Source organism: Alteromonas sp. LOR, from assembly GCF_000753865.1.
In the GTDB taxonomy this organism is placed as follows: Bacteria; Pseudomonadota; Gammaproteobacteria; order Enterobacterales; family Alteromonadaceae; genus Alteromonas.
This window is the reverse complement of the sequence record NZ_JQFW01000010.1, coordinates 110,940-130,376: the sequence shown is the minus strand read 5'-3', so window position 1 is coordinate 130,376 and position 19,437 is coordinate 110,940. Positions and strand designations below refer to the sequence as shown.

The window sequence follows — 19,437 nt, the reverse complement described above, 5'->3', positions numbered from 1 at the left end:
TAATTATCAATTCAAAATGTGTAATTTTTCTACCCACGTATAACACGAGTTAACATGCCGACGAGCGTTCTCTTTTCTCTAATCGTCATAAGGTGACCTAACTGACTTGCTCTCGGAAATTACCGGTGTAAATTTGCTTATAAGGGGGTCGCTTAACATTCGCATTTTTGTATTAATCGTTGTGTCTAATCTAAGTAATTCAGCCAATTGAATGTCTGAGAGTGTGCCTTCCAATAGATTACTTGTTTCATGGGGGTCGCGTTCTAAATCGTAGAATTCATCACGGCCTGTATTTTTGAAGTCCCTTACGAGTTTGTGTTTGCCGTCGCTGTACATCCTCATTCCAGTAATGGATTGGTGCAAAGTCGAATACGCAGCGAAGTAGTCTGTGCTTGTCACCACATTTTCGTCTTTAAGCGCATCGATGACACTTTGGCCTCTGATGGTGGTTTCTTCAGGAAGATCTAATCTTGCGATATCCATGATAGTTGGGTAGAAGTCTAAGTTAGATACAGTAGACAGGTTTTGCGCCCCCGCAGGGACCTTGTCAGGCCACCTGACAATCAACGGCACCTTGAGAACGGAATCATAAAGATTGGGACGCTGGCCTTTAGGTATGGTAGGGGTTCCTTCAGGGGGAGTGTTTAGCAACCAAAATCCATTCCCTTTATGCCAGATGCCGTTTTGCCCGATGGCATAACCATGATCAGAAGTAAAAATAACTACGGTATTATCAGCAAGACCTAAAGTGTCTAGGTGTGCCATCAACCTACCTACATTTCGGTCAATACCTTTAACTGATGCCAGGTAACCGCGTAATAGCATCTTTGCTCGGTGCTTATTGAGATCTGGATAGTCAGGGTGTAATAGTGCTACATCTTCAGCAATGGCACTACGATCGCTCTCAGACACGGGCTCAAATGGATAATGCGGTGCCCTGTAATGCAATGACAAAAGAAACTTTTTGTTTTTATTTCTTTCTAAAAAATCAATGGCGTGGTCAGTCAGTACGTCAACCGTTAAGCCTGTTTCACTCTTCTTTTTTCCATTCACGGTAAGATGAGGGTCAATAGGCGTAGTCCCCCCTCCTAGAAAACCAATAAACTCGTTATAGCCGAAATTATTGGGATGATATTCAGGCTTTTTACCAAGGTGCCACTTACCAATAAGGCCATTATAGTAGCCGTTGTCCTGCAGTTGCTTCGGCCAAGAGTCAAATTCAGAAGACAGCCCTAAGTCTAACTGATGGCCAGTAAGTGTTTTGCTTTTAAGGTGATCATTGATCCAATCGTCTATACCTAACTCGAAACCATATCGAGAGGTGAGTAGCCCTGCTCTGGATGGGCTGCATACGGGTGTAGTGGTGTATGCATTCGGAAAGGACATGCCTTGCTCTGCTAATCGGTTAAGGTTGGGCGTTACAGCGTTTGGATTTTTGCCCTCAATGGCCCAAGGAGCTTGATCGTCGGTGTAAATAAAAAAAATGTTTGGCGACGAGTTTTCATCATTCAACGTAAGTGTCTTAGCTAAATTCATTTCAGCCGTGGCGTGGTTACCTAAAACAAGTACCAATAAACCTAATGCCATACGTCGTAGTGGGTAACTCAACATTTTTCCAACCCTTGTGATAGTAGACTTGCTTTAACGATGCACTGTGAATGAAAAGCGGTGAGCTTTTCGGTTTTGTAAAAACTAGGCCGTTCTCAATATCGAACAGACGCCTCAACGTACTTCAATCTGCTTTAAAAATGCAATTGGCAAAACGAGTTTGAAATAAACCCAAAAATGACCGATTTTGACTATTTAAACATAGATATAGGTTTTAAACAAATACTTCACATCTTGAAACATAGCAATAGCTGTATAGAGAAAAATCGATATTTATATTTAAAATATTGATAAATATAGATAAAACTAATTTTAACACTCATAAAAACTACAGATTACCCTACCCACAAAACTGACCACCAAAGAGCATTTATGAGCAATTTTGATTGATAATGTAAATTAATTCAATGTACCATCAAGCGAAATGTTCACCAGTAACTAATTAACTCACTATCATGAAATCGTATAGTGCCAATACATAAAAGGATGGTCCATGAACGCATACTCAAGTGCAATTAATCAGTTTATAGGAAAAACCATAGTCCTATTTGCCATCGCTTTTTTGCCACAAGCGTCATTATATGCAAAGGAAATAATGTCTGATTTGCCAACGAAGACCCACGTTATGGCGCAAATGGAAAAAGTAGCAAATTGGCAGGTGGCACGTACACAGCATATGACCCATGTTGGTCGCGCAAGGAAAGGCTCAGAAACATACGGAAGATGGATCCAAGGAGCGTTTTATAAAGGGCTAACGAAATTGGCAGAACGCTCTGGTAACCCGTTTTATGAAACATGGATTGGTTATGAAGGTAAAGCTCACAACTGGAAAATGGGCAAGGTTAAATACTTCGCTGATGACCATGTCATAGGACAGACCAATCTTTGGTATTACCGAAGACATAAGAATGAACAAGCGCTAGCGTCGGTGAAAGAAACCTTTGACTGGTTAATTGAACAAGCCCCGGACAATAGTCTCGAATTTGTAGCGGGTAGGAATGAAGATAACGTACACAACTGCCAATGGCGATGGTGCTGGGCTGATGCATTGTTTATGGCCCCTCCGGTGCTCTTCGAGCTTTCTGCTATTACGGGCGACCCAAAATATGCTGACTACGCTCATAAAGAGTTTCAAGCAACCATCGATTATTTGCAGGATCCTAAAACCAAATTACTTTTCCGAGATTCTCGTTATTTTGAGAAAAAAGGCAAATTCGGTGAGCAAGTTTTTTGGTCTAGAGGAATGGGGTGGGTATATGCAGGCGTTGTACATGTTTTGGAAAATCTTCCTCACAACCATCAATATCGTTCTTACTATGAGTCTCTCTACCAAGAGCTCACATCAGTAATAGTGAAACTGCAAAAACAAGATGGTGCGTGGCCAATGTCATTGCTGGCTGGAGAAAAGTACGTTGAACCAGAAACAAGTGGAACCGCCTTTTTTACCTATGGCTTAGCTTGGGGCATCAACAATCAATTGCTCGACGAAACCACATATCTGCCTTCCGTGATAAAAGGATGGCAAGTGTTATCAGCAGCAGTTCAACCAGATGGCAGATTTGGCTGGGTTCAAGGCGTAAACGAAAAACCTGATGTGGTAAACAAAGATGATTCCCAGTTGTTCGGGGTAGGCGCATATCTGCTCGCAGGAAGTGCTGTATATGACTTGTTAGAGAAAAATTAATCTACTTTTTAACTAGTGAAAGGAATAAAAATGACAAAAAGTATAAAAAATTCACTTCGCATACTGGCCACGTGTAGCACAATTTTATGGGCGGGCCATGGACTTGCTGCAGACTGCAGTAGCACCCCAGCAAACCCGAATGGAAAAGCTTCTAAACTTCAAGACGCTCTGCAGCAGGCTACCAATACGGGAAGGCCAATCAGGCTATCTGGCACCTATTATATCGGTACGGATAAAAATGCGAACGACGGTAAAACCATTTTGAAGGGCGTTAATATTACGCTTCGTAAGAATTTAATTGTTGACGCTACTGGTGCAAGGTTTATTGCAAAAGCTGATCTAGATGGGGACCTATTTAGTTTTGACACTAAAAATAACGACAACGTGTGCAACAACCGCAACCAAAAAGCAAATTTTGAATGGACTGGCGGCGAGTTCGATATGTCTCGCGCTAAGGTCTCAACCGTTGTCCCCATCACTCGGTTAACGCCAAATGGAAGGGAAGGACTGGATAAAACTGCCGATGCTCTCTCTATTAGGGGTGTCGTAAATAGTACGAATTATCACAAGCTGAACGAGCTTTTAATTGAACGAATTACGTTTATAGGAACAAGAGGCAACAGCGATCCTTTCTATGAAGCAGGTGGTGATAGCGGCATTTTGATGACAGGAGCCCTAAAGGCAACTATCAGATATAACAGCTTCTACGGTGTTCGCGATGCCGCTGTTTATTTATCTGCAGGAGGCGATAAAGGACAGTTTGGTGACTATTTTACAATTCATGATAATTATGTGGAACGCGCGTTTGATGGCTTCACGTCGAAACGAGGTGCTGACAATATAGTCATGCGAAACAATATTCTTAAAGATGTGGTTGTTGGGCTAAGCACTAAAAGTGTTTATCAAGGCTGGCAAGCAACAAACGTAAAAATTCTAGACAACACAATTGACAATGCAATGCGTGCTATCAGCCTTGAAACAACAAACAATGTGAAAGTTGAAGATAACGAGATAAACGCACTGGGTGACATTGTTGCTGACCAGAGTTCGGCTAACAAGGCTAACTTCAACGCTTATAGCGATGCATTTGAGGGGATTTCGCTAAACGGCGTTAAAGGAAACAACACTATAAAAAATAATAAAATTAGAGGCGTTAACGCTGGTTCTCGAGAAAAACTCACTACTACATGGGGTATCGTACACCGCAGCTATGAAGGACGTAATACTGAAAATATCATCAAGTCTAATAATACATTTTCTAATCTAGACAAATGGAGCAAGTATCTGTAGTTGTTCGATACCGCACCGAACAAGTAGCTTCTTCAAGCTTTAATTCGGTGCTATGTCCGTTCTCTTCCTGTTTCATAATGAGCTTACATACTTGCACTGATAGCAGTTTGTTTCTAACACTGTCCCGTGCTAAAAAGTACGGGACAGTGATTGACCCACAGAACGCTATATTGCTTTACAGCGATTCAATGCTTGCAAATAGTAGTAATCGCCATAATTCAATGACGCATTCAATTCATCATTTGCTGGGAAGTTACCCGTAGCCTGCTTCAACAGGAAGTAACCATTTTCTCCTTTTTCAGCAAGGTATGCTGGTGACGATAGTGTTCGCAACATTTTCATAGCAGCATTGTAGTAACGCTCAGATTCAGGCCCTTCAACAAACGTAGATAGCTCCAGTAAGGCACTTGCAGCTAATGAGGCCGCTGAAGAATCTCTGTATAATGTCGTACCCTCATGTTTTGGGGCGTCATAATCAAAATACGGGACTAGATCATCGGGCATGTTAGGGTGATCTAAAATGTAATTGGCGATACCTTGCGCATGATTTAGAAACTTCTCTTCCTTAGTAAATCGGTATGACATGGTGTAACCATACAGCCCCCACCCTTGCCCACGAGACCAAGAAGAATCATCTGCAATACCTTGGAACGTTTGTTTCCAATTGGGTTTACCCGTTTCTCTACTATAATTCACCAAATGAAATGAGCTAAAATCATCACGGAAATGATGCTCCATAGTGACACTTGCATGACTGAAGGCGGCATCGCGATATACAGGGTCACCGGTTATTTCTGATGCGCGGTACAACAATTCCAAGTTCATCATATTATCGATGATAACTGGGAATTCCCACGTGCCCCAACTCCAAGAATAGGTGACTCCGATTTTTGGGTTATAACGTTCCATCAACGTTTTCGCCGCGTTTACAATAACCGTCTCATACTCTTTATTATCGGTTAAGCGAAGGCCATTACCAAAACTATCATAGATGATAAAACCGATATCATGGGTTTTACGATTGAATTGGTTTTTTTCGAGGGCCTCTGTCCATTTAGTTGCCGACTCTAACCAGCTTTGGTCTTGATTATGCTCATACAAATTCCAAAAACTACCGGCAACAAACCCTGTAGTCCAGCCCAACATCGGCTCTAACCTTGGCTTTCCTTGACTGAACGACCTAGGCACATTTTTGGGATCTGTATAGGCTTGCCGAAACCCATCGTACTGCATAGTTGCGTGGTCTAACGCAGCGCTACAAAACTCAGTGTTATTCTTTGGCCAATCAATCTTTTTAGAATAGCTGATTGTATTGGGTACTTTTTCTTTTACTGCCGGTGCACTCGCCTGCTTCTCGGTTGCGCTGCAAGCAGAAAGAGTACAAGCGGCTAAAATTGCGGCTATAGTCTGCTGGTTTTTGGTCATCTGATACTTACCGTGTTAATTAGTTTAGCTGTATAGATTAAACAATAAACCCGCCAAAATCATCAAAAACAATCATAACAGGTCACACTTAATCTTAGGCAGGTTCGTGTGTACTACTCATTTGCCCATCGCATTTCGTATTTCTGAACGGAAAAAGACGGAATAGACGCATCAATGGAAACTATTGAAGCCCGATCATTTTCTTGGGTGCTTCCCTCCATCCAGTCACTCCATTTTAGTGAGGTGACTTTTCCATAGCTTTCTTTATGTACACGAAAAGCTTTCCGCCCCGCTTCGTTTAAAGCATCGCGCAAAGATGCGGTAGAATGTGCATCGGCTTTCCGCCATCCACCTTCTCTTTCAGTGAGCATGGCTTTAGGAAAATCATTAATGAACTGCTGCTCGATATTGGTTTCGTCATCAATTTGCGCTACTCGATAGTGGTACTTAGTGCCAGATGGCTTGTCCACCCGAACACGAAGATGAAGTAATTCAGGCGTTAAAGCATCCATATTTTCGTTATTAAAATTAAAGGCAAGCACATCGATTCCATCATCAGATTCTCGCTCTGTGAATATTCCATTTACCGTGTTTCCCTGAGGTGTTTTTTTAGTGCTAACGGAATTTTCATACAGCCTATTCCCCACCATCGGAAACAGTGCGAGTTGCGTTAGCGCTTCTGGGCTATATGACCCCTCATGGAAGTTTCCCCACTGAAAAACATCTTTTATGTTGTGGGTTAACATCATTTTGGCAAGCATGGCAAAAAATGCAGAATTATGTGACGTCGCAACGCTAACGAACCCTGCCCGCTTCATTTTCACAATGAATTTATACTCATGTATTTCAAAGCGGGCTGCAGGGTTGTAATCTGCGTGCTCTAAGATAGGCGCAATCTGCTTAGCGTACACCTCATCCATATCCATTTCGTGAGGGTGTGTTATGTGCGGGTAATAGGAAATCGCTAAGAAATCATAGGGTACGTTATTTTCTTTTGCCCAAGTGACAAAATGCGGCGCATAGGCATTTTCTTTGTTACCCGTGTAATCAACATAGCGGCTTTTATGGGACGCCTCTCTGAAGTGAACTCCTACTTTTGCGCTGGGCAGCGTAGTCTTTATCGCTGATACTGTATTAAGGTAATGATCAAAAAACTCTTCTCGCGTAGCGGCCCAGTGCTGAGGTCGAGTATCTATCTCTGAGCCCACTCTAAACCGCCAATTAAGCACCCGTTCTTTACCGTAACGCTCTACAAGCTTAGTGATAAAAGCGCTTATATACTTATTCCACGCTATTGCGTTATATGGTGGTAACCCGTTGCCATACACCCCTATTTTATCTTTCAATAAATAATGCTTGCCATCGGGCTCTTCTACAAATTTGTGCCCACGCTGAAAGGCCCAGGGTGGATTGTCTAATACGATCTGAAAGATATCCCAATCGTCCTTTAGCCACCTGTCAATTCGTTCGAACGCAGGTTCGAAGTTGTAGACATATTTTTCCCCATCCCACAAATAGGTATCGCCTGCTAAGTCTTGGTTGAACCAACCCCCTAACATTCTAACGGTATTGACCTTGGGCTTACGTCCAAACGTCGCGGGTTTCGATTTTGGGCTACCTCTTTCGGTCCTTACCGCAACGTCAAAAAAGTCATAAACGTCGCCTATTTGCCCACGAGTATCAGTAAAGTCCGACATCAATGTGATAGGAATTTGCGTGTTATTAACCTCTCGCTTTTGATAAAAAGAAGGGGCACTGAGAGAAAATTTTGCGTGAAGAAGCTCACGTAACTTTTCTTCAATATTTTGATAGCTCGGTTTACCAGATTCATTGGCTCTCGCAACATCGGATACCCTGTGATCGTATAGCTCTGTGAACTGTATTTCCTGCGTGGCGGCATCTCGCCATTGCGTATATCGCCAATCACCATCTGTGACCGTCACCCCCATAATCTTTCCTCGATTAAAAAGACTATAAGCGGCTGGTTTAAAAGATTGATGAGGGTTGTCTATGAGAGATAGCATACTATCCCCATCTACGTTAGGCATAGTGAGTCCTGCAGCTTCCACTAGCGTCGGAAAAATATCGACATTTTCAACCAGTGCCGATGAAGTTTGATTCGCCACGCGCCTGCTATAAGAAAGTTCACGACTTATAATGAGAGGTACCCGAGTGTCCAGCTCCATATTGGTATGCTTATTCCACGCGCCGTACTCGCCAAGCTTGTATCCATGGTCGCTCATCAATACAACCATAGTATTTTCTCGTAGATTCATCTCGCTAAGCGCTTGCATTACTTTGCCAACCTGCGCGTCCATATAGCTTACCGACGCGAAATATCCATGCCTAAGCGTTTTAGTTAGCTCATCATTGACGTCGCCTTCCTTAGGAATACCACCATACATTCTTAACTCGCCCCACTTTGTAAGCGCAAGACGATACATGTCCTCTGGTTTATTTCGGCTTGGCACTGCAAGCTCGTTTCTGTCATATAACTCCCAATAACGTTTTGGCGCGTTGAAAGGAAGGTGGGGCTTGCTGAGGCCAACAAACATTAAAAACTTGTCGTCTTTTAAATCTCGCAGTGCACGTATGGCATCGCTGGCCACTTTGCCATCTTTATAAAAGTCGTCCTCGACATCGCCGGCTTCATATGCAAATCGCTTTTCTTTATTACCGTCAATAGCGTAAAAGTTATCGAGCTTTTTAATATGAGTAGACCAGCTTTCAGCATCGTCTGTTGTGCTGTGATAAACTTTACCGATACTAATCGTCTTGTATCCATTCGCTTTGAACAATTGCGGCAGCGACACCACATTTGGTTGATTAGGTCGAAGTCGCCCGTCTTTTCTAATGGTATACAATCCTGTTGTCTCAGGTCGTAAGCCTGTCATTATGCTCACGCGAGAAGGGCCACAAATAGCTTGTTGAGCGTACGCTCGGCTAAACTTTACGCCCTCGCTGGCCAGTTGGTCGATATTGGGGCTGTGCACCTGAGTGTGGCCATAAGCGCCCAAGTCAGGTCGAAGATCGTCAACGAGAAACACTACAATGTTAGGAGACTTATTAGCTTGACTTGCATAAGCCATCGCGCTGACAAGTAGGCCCGAAAAAACTAAGAAAAGCGTTGTGAGGTATCTAAGTACTAATTTCATTTTAATATCCCAACATTAATTAGCGTCTATTTTCCAAGCACCCGGAGCAACATCTAATAGGATATATTTCGAGTTTTCAGACACAAACCTCACACCATCCACACTGTTTTTCACTTGCCCGGTTTGCCATGCAACGTTCCCATTTACGACTATGTTACTGATATTAAAATATTCCTTAGGCACTCCTACCCGTGCTACTGTATTACTAGGTGAATTGAGTTCAAGAGTAAGACTTTCTGATGTGCGACTTATTGTAAAATCGATGTCGCCTTGCACGCTGGGCACGCGTTGTTCAATCCGCTTCATATGCACCATATTGGGCAAAACTTGATATGTTTCCCAAGCTACAGAAGTAGGGGCGATACCAGCAATATATTTACTTAATACAGTACTAGGTGCATTCCAGGCGTGATTTTCTGTTCCTCCGCCATTCATGTACTCGGTTAACGTTGATCTGGCTGGATTAGCTACCTGTTTGCCATACCGCTCTTTCATTCTCGACAGAGCATCACCGTAGCGCCCTGCTATTGCCATAGCGTTATAGACCATCCATTCAAAATGCGGGCTGGCAAAGTGGTTGGGTATCAATACATTGTCAACTATGGCGTCGTATTGGCTCTCGTCAGCTAAGCCAAACAAAATAGCAACTGCATTAGCCCTGTCGTCTTTAAACACCTTGGGATTGCTACTGTAAAAACCATCATGCCAAAATGTAGTTCTGAACGCCTTTTTCAACGCTGCTATGCGGCTATCGTAGAAAATCAGGTGAGTTTGATTATTCAGCGCTAACGCCATGTTGCGAGCTGATACTAGCGCACTGTAGTAAAGCGCATTTTGAATAACGTCATAATCAATGGTTTCTTGCGGGCCCCAGTCAGTCCATTTCCAAGCACCACTTCTAAATGTCGCTAAGCCATTCTCGCGGAGATCCCACAATGTGAGGTATTTATGTACGTACGGATAGGCAAATTCAAGCGTCTCATGATCGCCGGTATTATAGTAATAATGCCAAATACCTTGCTCGACAAACTGTAAACTCTGTGCCGGTAATTCCCTGAATCGGCCAGGCCCTAAACCTGCAAAAATACCCGTTTCGCTGTCGCTGAAGGCAAGCGTTACTTTGATCGCTTTTTTCAGTAGGTCGCGCCCGGGTTTATCCATGGAGTAGAATAAGTAGCTTGCCTGGTCGGCTACATCACCAATCCACAAACCTCGCTCTCTATCCGGCGTATCCATAAAGTTATCGCGAGCACAAATGTATAAAGTATTCTCTGCCATCTGCCAAATACGTGTAAACCAGCTATCGTCAGTCTCAAAGTGCCCAGGAGTTGAGCCCACTCCTGTCCAGCGGTATTTTAGGCCGTGCACAGTGACACCTTTTGGGAAAGTATATTCTATAGTTCGAGCGTTAAACCATGAATAAGACTCAAACTGCTGTCGGCCTTTTTTTGTCGTGTAGGTGGTCTCAATCGTGTTAAGTCGCATATTAGAGTCAATATGCACCTGCAAGCCCTGCTCAGCCTCAATATCGAAATAGGGTGTAATATTTTTATTAAAATCGAGCACGCACTTAATAGTTTCACCATTGCTCTCAAAAGGAAATTTGGATGCGGGATAGTTCTCGCAGTGCGTCAAACCATAGTTGTGTAAAATAGGGATTTCACTTGGAAAAAGCGCATTAAAAGGTGCTCTCGGCGGACGGAGTAGGCTCTTTGCGCTTGCCCAGCTAGTATCATCGTACTCGGTTTTATACCAAGCTCCATCCGTCCAATCTCCCATGCTATTTCTGGCATCGTAGTCAATGTTCCATGCCGCTACTCGATAGGGCGACTGCTTAGTGACTTTAGCGTTATAAGCCGAGTGAGGATTTACCTTCCATGAATCATCAGAAATAATTCGGGTATCACCGGCGTCAGCCTGAAAAATAAAGCCCCCTTTATTCGACGAAATATGAGTACCCTTTTGACCATTATCACCGTAATACCATACCAATGCCGCAATAGTGTTAGTACCTTCAGTCAGGTATTGACTGATATCAACTTCGTCGTAGTACTTGTTCGATGCAATAGGGAAAAAGTCGGTACGTGGCGCTGGTGTTACTGGAGACGGCCCTCCCGTATAGCTTCCCTCGAAAACAACAAGCTTGCCATTAATCCATAACCAATATTTGGTGTCAGCGCTGATATAGGCAACGCTTGCTTCTGGTTGTTCATCCAAACTGATTTTTTTACGAAATGCCATCCAACTATTTGGTTCGGTAAATCGTTCTTTTGCCCAAATCCACTCTGCAGACCACTCAACCGCAGTAGCAGGAAGCGAAAAAGTAGAAGACAGTATTACAAAGCTAGCAATTATTATTTCTCTTATGCGCATATTTTATTGTCCATGGAAGCTGTAAAAAAATGAATTTATAAACTCTGAAACACTACATAGGCATGCTGATGTCGCCCGATACATGATATGAGCCAGGCTCAAGCCACAGGTCAGTGTCAGGTAAAGATTCACCATTATGGGTCAGTGTTAGTCCAGTAAGGGACGGAAGCTTTAGTTCAGCGCGAGTATTTTTCGGTACCGTAATGCTCATTGATAATTGGTTGGCGGCAATTGACCAAGCCACTTTAATATCGCCATTAATCGTTGGCACTGTACCTTGCAAGTTGTTTAACCTAGTAGTGAACTGCGGGCTAATCTGAAATGTTTTAAATCCAGGCTCTAGTGATCGAATTCCGAGCATACCAGTGTAGAACCACTCAGCCACTGCACCGTAAGCATAATGATTAAGTGAATTCATGTTAGCTTTATTAAAGCCCTCTTCGAGAGAGTATGAGTTCCAACGCTCCCAGGTAGTCGTTGCACCGTTGTTGATGGAGTAAAACCATGACGGGTAGGTTTCCTGCAGCAAAATATCGTACATTAGTTCGCTATGACCATATTTTTGCAGCACCTGGTGTAACATTGGTGTGCCTAAAAAACCAGTACGTAAATGCCGATCACTTTTTTCTAATAAAGCTAATAGCTTTTCAACTGCTGTAGTTTGCTCATCCTCTGAAAACAATCCAAACGCCAGCGGCAACAAATAACTTGTTTGAGTAGTTTTAACATTGAGTTCGACGGTTTTTGGCGACTTGAGCCTTTTACCTTTCTCCCGTTTAATTTGCTTAGTCGTTAAGCTCACAAGATTGAGCGTGTCATCAAAAAAGAATGTTCTGAATTTTTGCTTAATGTTATTAAACAAACGTCGATATTGGTTTGCGTCGGATTCATACCCTAATATCTGTGCAGTTTTGGCCAAAATGTCCACAGAGCGCGCGTAATATGCGGTAGCAATTAAATCAGGATGCGTATCACCCGAAGCTCGTTCGTTTTCTGTAAAAGGCTGTAACCAGTCGCCGTAAGTGCCAATGTTGGAAATATAGTCAAAGCTATTAAACTCAGTGTATTTCACCCATCGCTTCATCATAGAATAATTGTCAGCGAGAACAGTGATATCTCCGGTATGTTGGTACAATTCCCACGGAACGATGGTTGCAGCATCTCCCCAAGCAGCGGCGGTTCCTTCAGTAAGAAACGGGCGAAATGGCACAAATTTGGGGATCATTCCATCAATGCCTTGCTCTTCTCTCATACTTTCTAGCCACGAAGCCCAAAAAGCATACACATCCGCTTTATATAGTGACGTACGGACAAATACTTGGGCATCGCCTGTCCAACCTAAACGCTCATCGCGTTGCGGACAGTCTGTGGGAATATCGAGGAAATTACCGCGTAATCCCCACGATACATTGCTAGACAGCGTATTGAGTTTGCTATGATTACTTGAAAAATTGTCATAGACATCGAAATCAGAGTGAAGCACCTTACCTTTCACCCACTCCAGCGCTGGTGTAGATGTTTTGTCATACCCCGAAACTTCCACATAACGATACCCATGAAACGTAAATGTTGGCTGATAGGTAATTTGGCCGTCGGATTTGGGAACGTACCAATCGGTACTTTTGGCCGAGCGAAGATTTCTTACATAGAACGTTTCTCCTTGCAACGCTTCGGAAAATCGAATTTTTACTGTTTGATCTTTTTTTACGGGTAGCGTCACTTCCGGCACGCCTACCATGTTTTGACCCATATCGAAAATTGCCACACCGTCTTTAACACTTACAAGCGTTATGGCAGGAATTGTTTTTGTTACTCTAACTGGCGCATGGCGCTTTGGCCGAAGTTTTACGTCAGGTTCATACGGCTCAGAATATACCCGCATCCAGCCATCGTTGTTAAACTCAGCGGTATTCCAGCCAGGTATTTCAAAATTGGCGTTATAGCGCTCACCATCATAATTACCCGCAGTGCGAATGGGTCCTTGATCGGTTGAAAACCAACTATCATCAGTTACAACTCGCGATAATGTGCCGTCTGCAAAGGTTACTTCAAGCTGAGCAATAAGACGAAGAGGTGTTACATAGTCCTGCTTGGTAGGATGAAAAATACGACCTTGCCACCCTTCAGCTAGTGCAGCACCGATAGCATTAGAGCCTTGATGCACTAAATTTGAAACATCGTAAGTCAGCGTCTCAATACGTTTATGATAGGGCGTCCACCCTGGAGTCATCACATCTTCACTGACTGCTTGGCCATTGATAAAAGGCTTAAATACCCCTTTGGCGGTGATATAAAGACGAGCTCGTTTAATGGGCTTATTCAGCTTAAAGGTTTTGCGTAAATATTGAGGACGAAAATACTGATTATCTGGTTGCTCAATGGAGTTGGGACTATGGACTATAGTTCGCTCATTAGTGTCTGGATGCCCTATCCACCGAGCGTGCCAATCACTGTTTGTAAGCAAACCAGTCTCAATAGCCTGCGTTTCACTCCATCGTGAACTGTTGCTCTCTACATCCCACGTTTTTACTCTCCAAAATACACGTTGCCTAGAGTCTAGAGTTAACCTCTCAGCACTAACCCACGCATTTTTGGATGACATAACTCTTCCGCTATCCCATAAAATGTGTTCTGGGTCGAATGTATCGTAGGTAGACACTTGAATTTGGTAACTATGTTGAGCCAACTGAGTAGACTCGGCGGGAACTTGCCAGCTAAACCGCGGTGAGCTCTCATAGTGACCAATTGGATTAACGAATCCTTCACCCACCGTAAGTGCTATTGGGGCGGGTAAAACCATTTTTTCGTCGTTATTGGTTTTTTCTGGCTCTGCTTGTTGGCAAGCAGTAAGGAAGATAGTGAACATGCAAAGTAGCATGTATCGGTAATAAGACATTATTGACCCAAATCAGAAGTTATATAATTAGAAAAGGCACCTAATTTGATTATTGATACCCTTAAATTTTAAATTCAATCAAATATAGTCAAACAAAGTCTTAAATGTTAACTTTACGTAAAATGTCATTGCGCTAACTATTTACGCTCCACTTGATGCTAGTGCTGTTGGGGTAGTTTGAACTAACGCTATGAAATGTCTTATCGAAGCGGAAAAGAGAGGATATGGTGTCTCAAAGCATGCCGTCGCCCCATTCTAACCATGGCTCTTTGAAACAAGCTTCAGACGCTTTTGCAACGTTGTTTGAATCAGAAAAACAGCGGCTGTACTCATACATTTATGCATTTGTCTTAGACAAAGCCGCCGCCGATGATATTTTTCAGGAAACAAGCGTTATCCTGTGGAAGGAATTTGAGACCTTTGAGCAAGGAACAAGCTTTAGAAAATGGTCAAATACCATCGTGTTTAATTGCGTAAGAACCTACCGTCGGCAACAGAAGAAATTAGTTTTAGGCTTGAGTGATGAATTATTTGAGCAGCTTATATCTTCAAGTTCCCATCAAGAAAATTCAGACGAAAAGTGGCGTATACTGCAACATTGCGTTTCCCATCTCTCTGATTCTGCATATCAACTTTATTTCGGGTTTTATATAGAAAATTTGAGCGCCCAGGCACTTGCAGACAAGACCGGTCGTTCGATTTTTGGTATTCGCAAATCTATCCACTTGCTTCGCCGCACGCTCTTCGACTGCGTTGATAAAGAGAAAGCGGAGTACGACAATTGAATCGCTCTGAAGAGTTTAGTGAAGTTCGTACCATTGCAGATGAAATCTGTGCTGGCACAGTGACTCAAATGCAGCTCAAAAAACTCGAAATCCTGTTAGCTAATGACGAGCAAGCTCGACAATTTTACCTTGATTACATCGAATTTCATGTCCATTTAAAATCAAGCACTATTCCGGATTTAGAGATAGTAAGACGCAAGACCGTCATTGATGAAGTTGTCGTTCGTCCCACATATGTGTCTAAACAGCTTCACGAACCTCCGCCTTGCGATACAGTTTCACCAAAGAAAAAGAATAAATCAAAACACATGCTTTATTTTGCAGTGTTTTTTACCTTCTTATCTTTATTATTGATATACATAAACACACAGGGAGATCCACTCGCTGATGAACATTTTGTAGCAGAATTAGTCAGTGGAAGGCTATTGGTCGACGGCAATGGCAATGTCTATAACGACTATGTTTATCCCGGTATGTATAAAAGCGAGGGCCCTGTTGAACTTAGGTTACGCTCAGGTGATAGCTTAGTATTTGCTTCACATTCACATTTCAAACTGTTCAATATTACCGATGTTAAGCTAAAGGGCGGAGAGATTAGCGTTACCTCCAATTCAAATAAGAATATCACCATTTCAACTGATGTCTTTGATATTGAGATGGATTCGGGTTACTTGACCGTCAAGATAGTGGACGATACAGCCACAGTCTCAACTGATACCGACGCTAAAATAATACCTAAAGCATGGCGACCAAGACACTTTTGGAACTTTGATGATGCAGGTGACAGAGTGATGGACTTCGCAGGAACAGCTGTCGGTGTTGCGGGTGATGGGGCTAAACGCATTGATGGGCTTATCGGGAAAGGCGCTTTTTACTTTGATAACGGTAAGGATGCAAGAATCAACGTGGGCAGCGGAGGTGGCAGTGTGCCTGCGACAGGCTCTTTCTCCGTAATTGATGGCGTTACTATTGAGGCATTGATTAGGCCACTTTATAACGGAAAAGGCCCTACCAAAGGACGATATGGAGAAATTGATGAAATTTTTCGAAAAGATCAGAGTGATAAAGATCACAGAATGCTACTTAGTTTCCAAAATGACCGCAACAAATCAATAGTAGTGCCAGCTGGCAACTATGCAGAATCTATTAGCTTTGGTTTGTACATTTTAGGTCAAGGTTACCATGAGCTAAAACTCCCTTTAGATGGCAAAAACGGACGGCCTACACTTCGACAGTTAAAAGATGGTAATTTTCACCATGTAGTAGCTACTTATGACGTTAAAAGCGGGCTCAAAGCCATCTATATCGATGGAAAAATAGGCGCACGCTTTCAATATCCACCTGGATCCAAAGTATTGAGTGGCGGCGCAGGATTAGCCAATATTGGGAATTCTCCCAATGCTCAGGGACATGCTGCTGAGGCCTATGCGGGAACCATAGACGAGGTAGCATTTTATGATTTTTCCCTTCCCCCCTTTGTAATAAATCTTCACTACAAAAATGTTGTTATGGGCCTTAACTATTTCGGCAACCAGCCATCAGCAGAAGCGCTGCCTCTAAAAAGCTATATCGAGCTTTCTCCTAATAAAACACTAACGCTAAACAACACCACCGGCTTACCTGAGCGCGCCGGTCATAACGAGCCACAGAAATAAGCTCAGCTAACAGCCACTCAAGTGCTGCACATGCCCACTGACACTTTGCAAAGCCTGTAGCTAGAAACTTATATGATTATCACCAAACTCTTACGACGTTGTTTTAACGGCTTTTTAACTATCCTACGACTTTCATATATCTGTCTGAAACAAGGATGTCAAAATAATGTTAACTCATCTGACTGATAATGATTGATTTTGGCTGGTTTTTCTAGGTACTATCAACGACATCAAATTTCACTAGCCGATATCATGAAGAGGATTACGTGGAAATTAATAGACGAATATTCTTAGGTTCTATGTTGTACGTTGTTTCAGCATCCGTTCTACCATCAGAGCTAAAAAAGTCACTTAACCTGACTGTCTTCAAATCGGACGCGGCTTTTTTCGAAGCGGATCAGTTCACGTTACTTTACGATATTGCGGATATAATGATACCTCGTACCGACACCCCCGGCAGTATGGACACTCACGCCATACAGGTACTTGATGAATTAATGATATCTTGGGCAGCACCCTCAACACAGCAACAATTCAATCAATTCTTATCCGAATTTTTGGTACGCGCAAAATCGACATTTAATACAAGCTACTTTTTACTCGGTAGGGAAAAAAGGCAGAGCTTTCTAGAACTTATCGACGAGCGGGCTTTTGACAAGGATAAAAGCGACTTTGCTATTGCATATAAACGACTCAAAGCGCTCATTTTCCATATTCACTACTCATCTGAAACAGCTAACCCTAACTTCTTTCTTGTCCCTGGTGGTTATCGGGGCAGCCTTACTCAAGATGAGTTGAACGTTATCTACGAGAGAAAATACTTATGAACAACGACTATGACGTTATTGTTGTCGGTTCAGGAATTACAGGCGGCTGGGCGGCTAAAGAATTCTGTGAACGAGGGTTTAAAACTTTGGTTGTAGAGCGCGGAAGAAATGTAGATCACCGAGGGCCTGAGTACAAAGATTTTCAAGCACCTTGGGATTTGCAAAACCGAGGAATGCCAAATGAATCGCTAGCTGAAGATGGTCACTACGCTACGCTTAGAAAAAAAGGGCACTTATATAAAACCGACGCGCTGCATTTTTTTGTTGACGATAAGAAGCACCCGTACAGTTTTCCTGAAGATAAACCTTTCATGTGGACCCGTGGATATCAATTAGGAGGACGTTCACTTACATGGGGACGCCAGGTACTACGATGGAGTCCCATGGACTTTCAGGCCAATGCGAAAGACGGCCATGGTATTGAATGGCCGATCGGGTATGAAGATTTAGCACCGTGGTATAGCTATGTTGAAAAATTTATAGGGGTTTCAGCGAATAAAGATGATTTGAAGACCCTACCTGACGGCGAGTTTCAGACGCCATGGGAAATGAGCTATGCTGAAAAATACATTTCCAATAATATTGCCAAAAAGTATACCGACAGACATCTCATTATAGGAAGAGCCGCTAATCTCACCTCACCCTCTCAAGATCAAATTGCATTGGGTAGGGGCAAGTGCTTGGCTCGCTCATACTGTAGAAGAGGATGCAGTTTTGGTGCTTACTTTAGCTCTCAGTCTGCCACACTGCCTGCAGCTAATAACACGGGAAATTTAACCGTCATTACAGATTCAATTGTAGAGCGCATTAACTACGACGACGAGAGTAAGAAAGTATCTGGCGTTACCGTCATTGATGCCAATACGAAAGAGAGGCGACAGTACAAAAGCCGCGTTGTTTTCATGTGTGCATCGGCATTAGGCACGGTTCAAATAATGTTGAACTCTAAATCAAAAACGTTTCCAAATGGTATTGCAAATAGCAGCGGAATGCTGGGTCACTACATACTTGGCCACGTCACTGGCGTAGTCGCAGATGCTGATGTGCCCGTAAGCGAAGATAAATTTGCATTCGGGCGGCGCCCTATTGCTACTTACATTCCGAATTATCGACATGAAAAACAAGCAGGTGCGAACTTTGACCGGGGGTTTGGTTTTCAAACAACTGCTCAAAATCGCACGTTTTCTCGGCCGAGTGCGAAGGAAAAAGGTATTGGTATTATTGCTAAGCAGAGTGTTGGTCAACTTGGTCCATGGCGTTTTAGAGCCTTTATGTATGGAGAGGTATTACCCTACTATGAAAACGTTGCCACGTTACACCCTGTCAAAAAAGACGATTGGGGCATGCCGTTACTCCATATCGATGCCGAGATAAAAGCCAACGAAAGAAAAATGATAAAACAAGCGGCTAAAGACATTCATGAAATACTAGAAGCCGGCGGCTGCACCAACATTAAGGTAAAAGCGACACCAGAAAACAAACATATTCCAATGGGTAAACAGGTTCACGAAATGGGCGGCGCGTGCATGGGAAACAACCCAGAATCATCGGTCCTCAATGGCTGGGGGCAGGCTCACGATATACCTAACCTATTTGTTACCGACGGAGCCTGTATGGCGTCTAGCGCTACACAAAATCCATCGTTAACGTATATGGCAATAACCACACGAGCGGCAGACTATGCATCTAAACTTCTAAAAAACGGCATTATATAAAGCAATCATGCTTCGTAATAGATT

The 19,437-nt window shown here is 43.0% G+C and carries 11 protein-coding genes; 6 read left to right on the top strand and 5 right to left on the bottom strand.

What is annotated here, in order from left to right; all coding sequences use genetic code 11:
* Window positions 1–78 precede the first annotated feature (78 nt).
* Window positions 79–1,611 carry a sulfatase-like hydrolase/transferase gene (locus tag JV36_RS0104440; protein WP_052010185.1) on the bottom strand — a complete coding sequence of 511 codons (1,533 nt, stop codon included), beginning with the start codon at window positions 1,609–1,611 and terminating at the stop codon, window positions 79–81.
* Between the two features lie 490 nt (window positions 1,612–2,101).
* On the opposite strand from JV36_RS0104440, the gene JV36_RS0104435 reads away from it, so the two are divergent.
* Together JV36_RS0104435 and JV36_RS0104430 are read left to right on the top strand one after the other, a co-directional pair.
* Window positions 2,102–3,292 carry a glycoside hydrolase family 88/105 protein gene (locus tag JV36_RS0104435; RefSeq protein ID WP_052010184.1) on the top strand — a complete coding sequence of 397 codons (1,191 nt, stop codon included), beginning with the start codon at window positions 2,102–2,104 and terminating at the stop codon, window positions 3,290–3,292.
* A 30-nt stretch (window positions 3,293–3,322) separates the two neighbouring features.
* A complete protein-coding gene (locus JV36_RS0104430; protein ID WP_032096196.1) occupies window positions 3,323–4,582 on the top strand; it encodes a right-handed parallel beta-helix repeat-containing protein in 1,260 nt (419 codons plus the stop codon).
* 165 nt (window positions 4,583–4,747) lie between these two features.
* Here JV36_RS0104430 and JV36_RS0104425 read toward each other — a convergent pair whose 3' ends face one another.
* The 4 genes from JV36_RS0104425 to JV36_RS0104410 form a co-directional block, all read right to left on the bottom strand.
* Window positions 4,748–6,007: a glycoside hydrolase family 88 protein gene (locus tag JV36_RS0104425; RefSeq protein WP_032096195.1), complete on the bottom strand. Its 1,260-nt coding sequence runs from the start codon at window positions 6,005–6,007 to the stop codon at window positions 4,748–4,750.
* A 113-nt stretch (window positions 6,008–6,120) separates the two neighbouring features.
* Entirely contained in the window at window positions 6,121–9,162 is a 3,042-nt protein-coding gene (locus tag JV36_RS0104420) for a sulfatase (RefSeq protein WP_032096194.1), read from the bottom strand.
* A gap of 15 nt (window positions 9,163–9,177) precedes the next feature.
* Entirely contained in the window at window positions 9,178–11,535 is a 2,358-nt protein-coding gene (locus JV36_RS0104415; RefSeq protein ID WP_032096193.1) for an alpha-L-rhamnosidase-related protein, read from the bottom strand.
* Between the two features lie 52 nt (window positions 11,536–11,587).
* Window positions 11,588–14,431: an alpha-L-rhamnosidase gene (locus JV36_RS0104410; RefSeq protein ID WP_032096192.1), complete on the bottom strand. Its 2,844-nt coding sequence runs from the start codon at window positions 14,429–14,431 to the stop codon at window positions 11,588–11,590.
* 224 nt (window positions 14,432–14,655) lie between these two features.
* Between JV36_RS0104410 and JV36_RS0104405 the strand changes: the two genes are divergently transcribed.
* The 4 genes from JV36_RS0104405 to JV36_RS0104390 all read left to right on the top strand — a co-directional run bounded on the left by JV36_RS0104405 (window position 14,656) and on the right by JV36_RS0104390 (window position 19,413).
* Window positions 14,656–15,216 (top strand): sigma-70 family RNA polymerase sigma factor, encoded by a 561-nt coding sequence (locus JV36_RS0104405; protein WP_235207762.1) that lies wholly within the window; start codon window positions 14,656–14,658, stop codon window positions 15,214–15,216.
* The gene (locus JV36_RS0104400; protein WP_032096191.1) at window positions 15,213–16,871 is read left to right on the top strand and encodes a LamG-like jellyroll fold domain-containing protein; all 1,659 of its coding nucleotides are present in this window, start codon (window positions 15,213–15,215) and stop codon (window positions 16,869–16,871) included. Before JV36_RS0104405 ends, JV36_RS0104400 begins: the two co-directional genes overlap by 4 nt.
* A 266-nt stretch (window positions 16,872–17,137) precedes the next feature.
* On the top strand, window positions 17,138–17,698 hold the full coding sequence (locus JV36_RS0104395) for a gluconate 2-dehydrogenase subunit 3 family protein (RefSeq protein ID WP_032096190.1): 561 nt from the start codon (window positions 17,138–17,140) through the stop codon (window positions 17,696–17,698).
* Entirely contained in the window at window positions 17,695–19,413 is a 1,719-nt protein-coding gene (locus JV36_RS0104390; RefSeq protein ID WP_032096189.1) for a GMC oxidoreductase, read from the top strand. The genes JV36_RS0104395 and JV36_RS0104390 overlap by 4 nt, the downstream gene beginning before the upstream one ends.
* Window positions 19,414–19,437: the final 24 nt, after the last annotated feature.

Coding starts and splice junctions, on each gene's coding strand:
- JV36_RS0104440 (WP_052010185.1), bottom strand. CDS start 1,611: ATGTTGAGTTACCCACTACGACGTATGGCATTAGGTTTATTGGTACTT.
- JV36_RS0104435 (WP_052010184.1), top strand. CDS start 2,102: ATGAACGCATACTCAAGTGCAATTAATCAGTTTATAGGAAAAACCATA.
- JV36_RS0104430 (WP_032096196.1), top strand. CDS start 3,323: ATGACAAAAAGTATAAAAAATTCACTTCGCATACTGGCCACGTGTAGC.
- JV36_RS0104425 (WP_032096195.1), bottom strand. CDS start 6,007: ATGACCAAAAACCAGCAGACTATAGCCGCAATTTTAGCCGCTTGTACT.
- JV36_RS0104420 (WP_032096194.1), bottom strand. CDS start 9,162: ATGAAATTAGTACTTAGATACCTCACAACGCTTTTCTTAGTTTTTTCG.
- JV36_RS0104415 (WP_032096193.1), bottom strand. CDS start 11,535: ATGCGCATAAGAGAAATAATAATTGCTAGCTTTGTAATACTGTCTTCT.
- JV36_RS0104410 (WP_032096192.1), bottom strand. CDS start 14,431: ATGTCTTATTACCGATACATGCTACTTTGCATGTTCACTATCTTCCTT.
- JV36_RS0104405 (WP_235207762.1), top strand. CDS start 14,656: ATGGTGTCTCAAAGCATGCCGTCGCCCCATTCTAACCATGGCTCTTTG.
- JV36_RS0104390 (WP_032096189.1), top strand. CDS start 17,695: ATGAACAACGACTATGACGTTATTGTTGTCGGTTCAGGAATTACAGGC.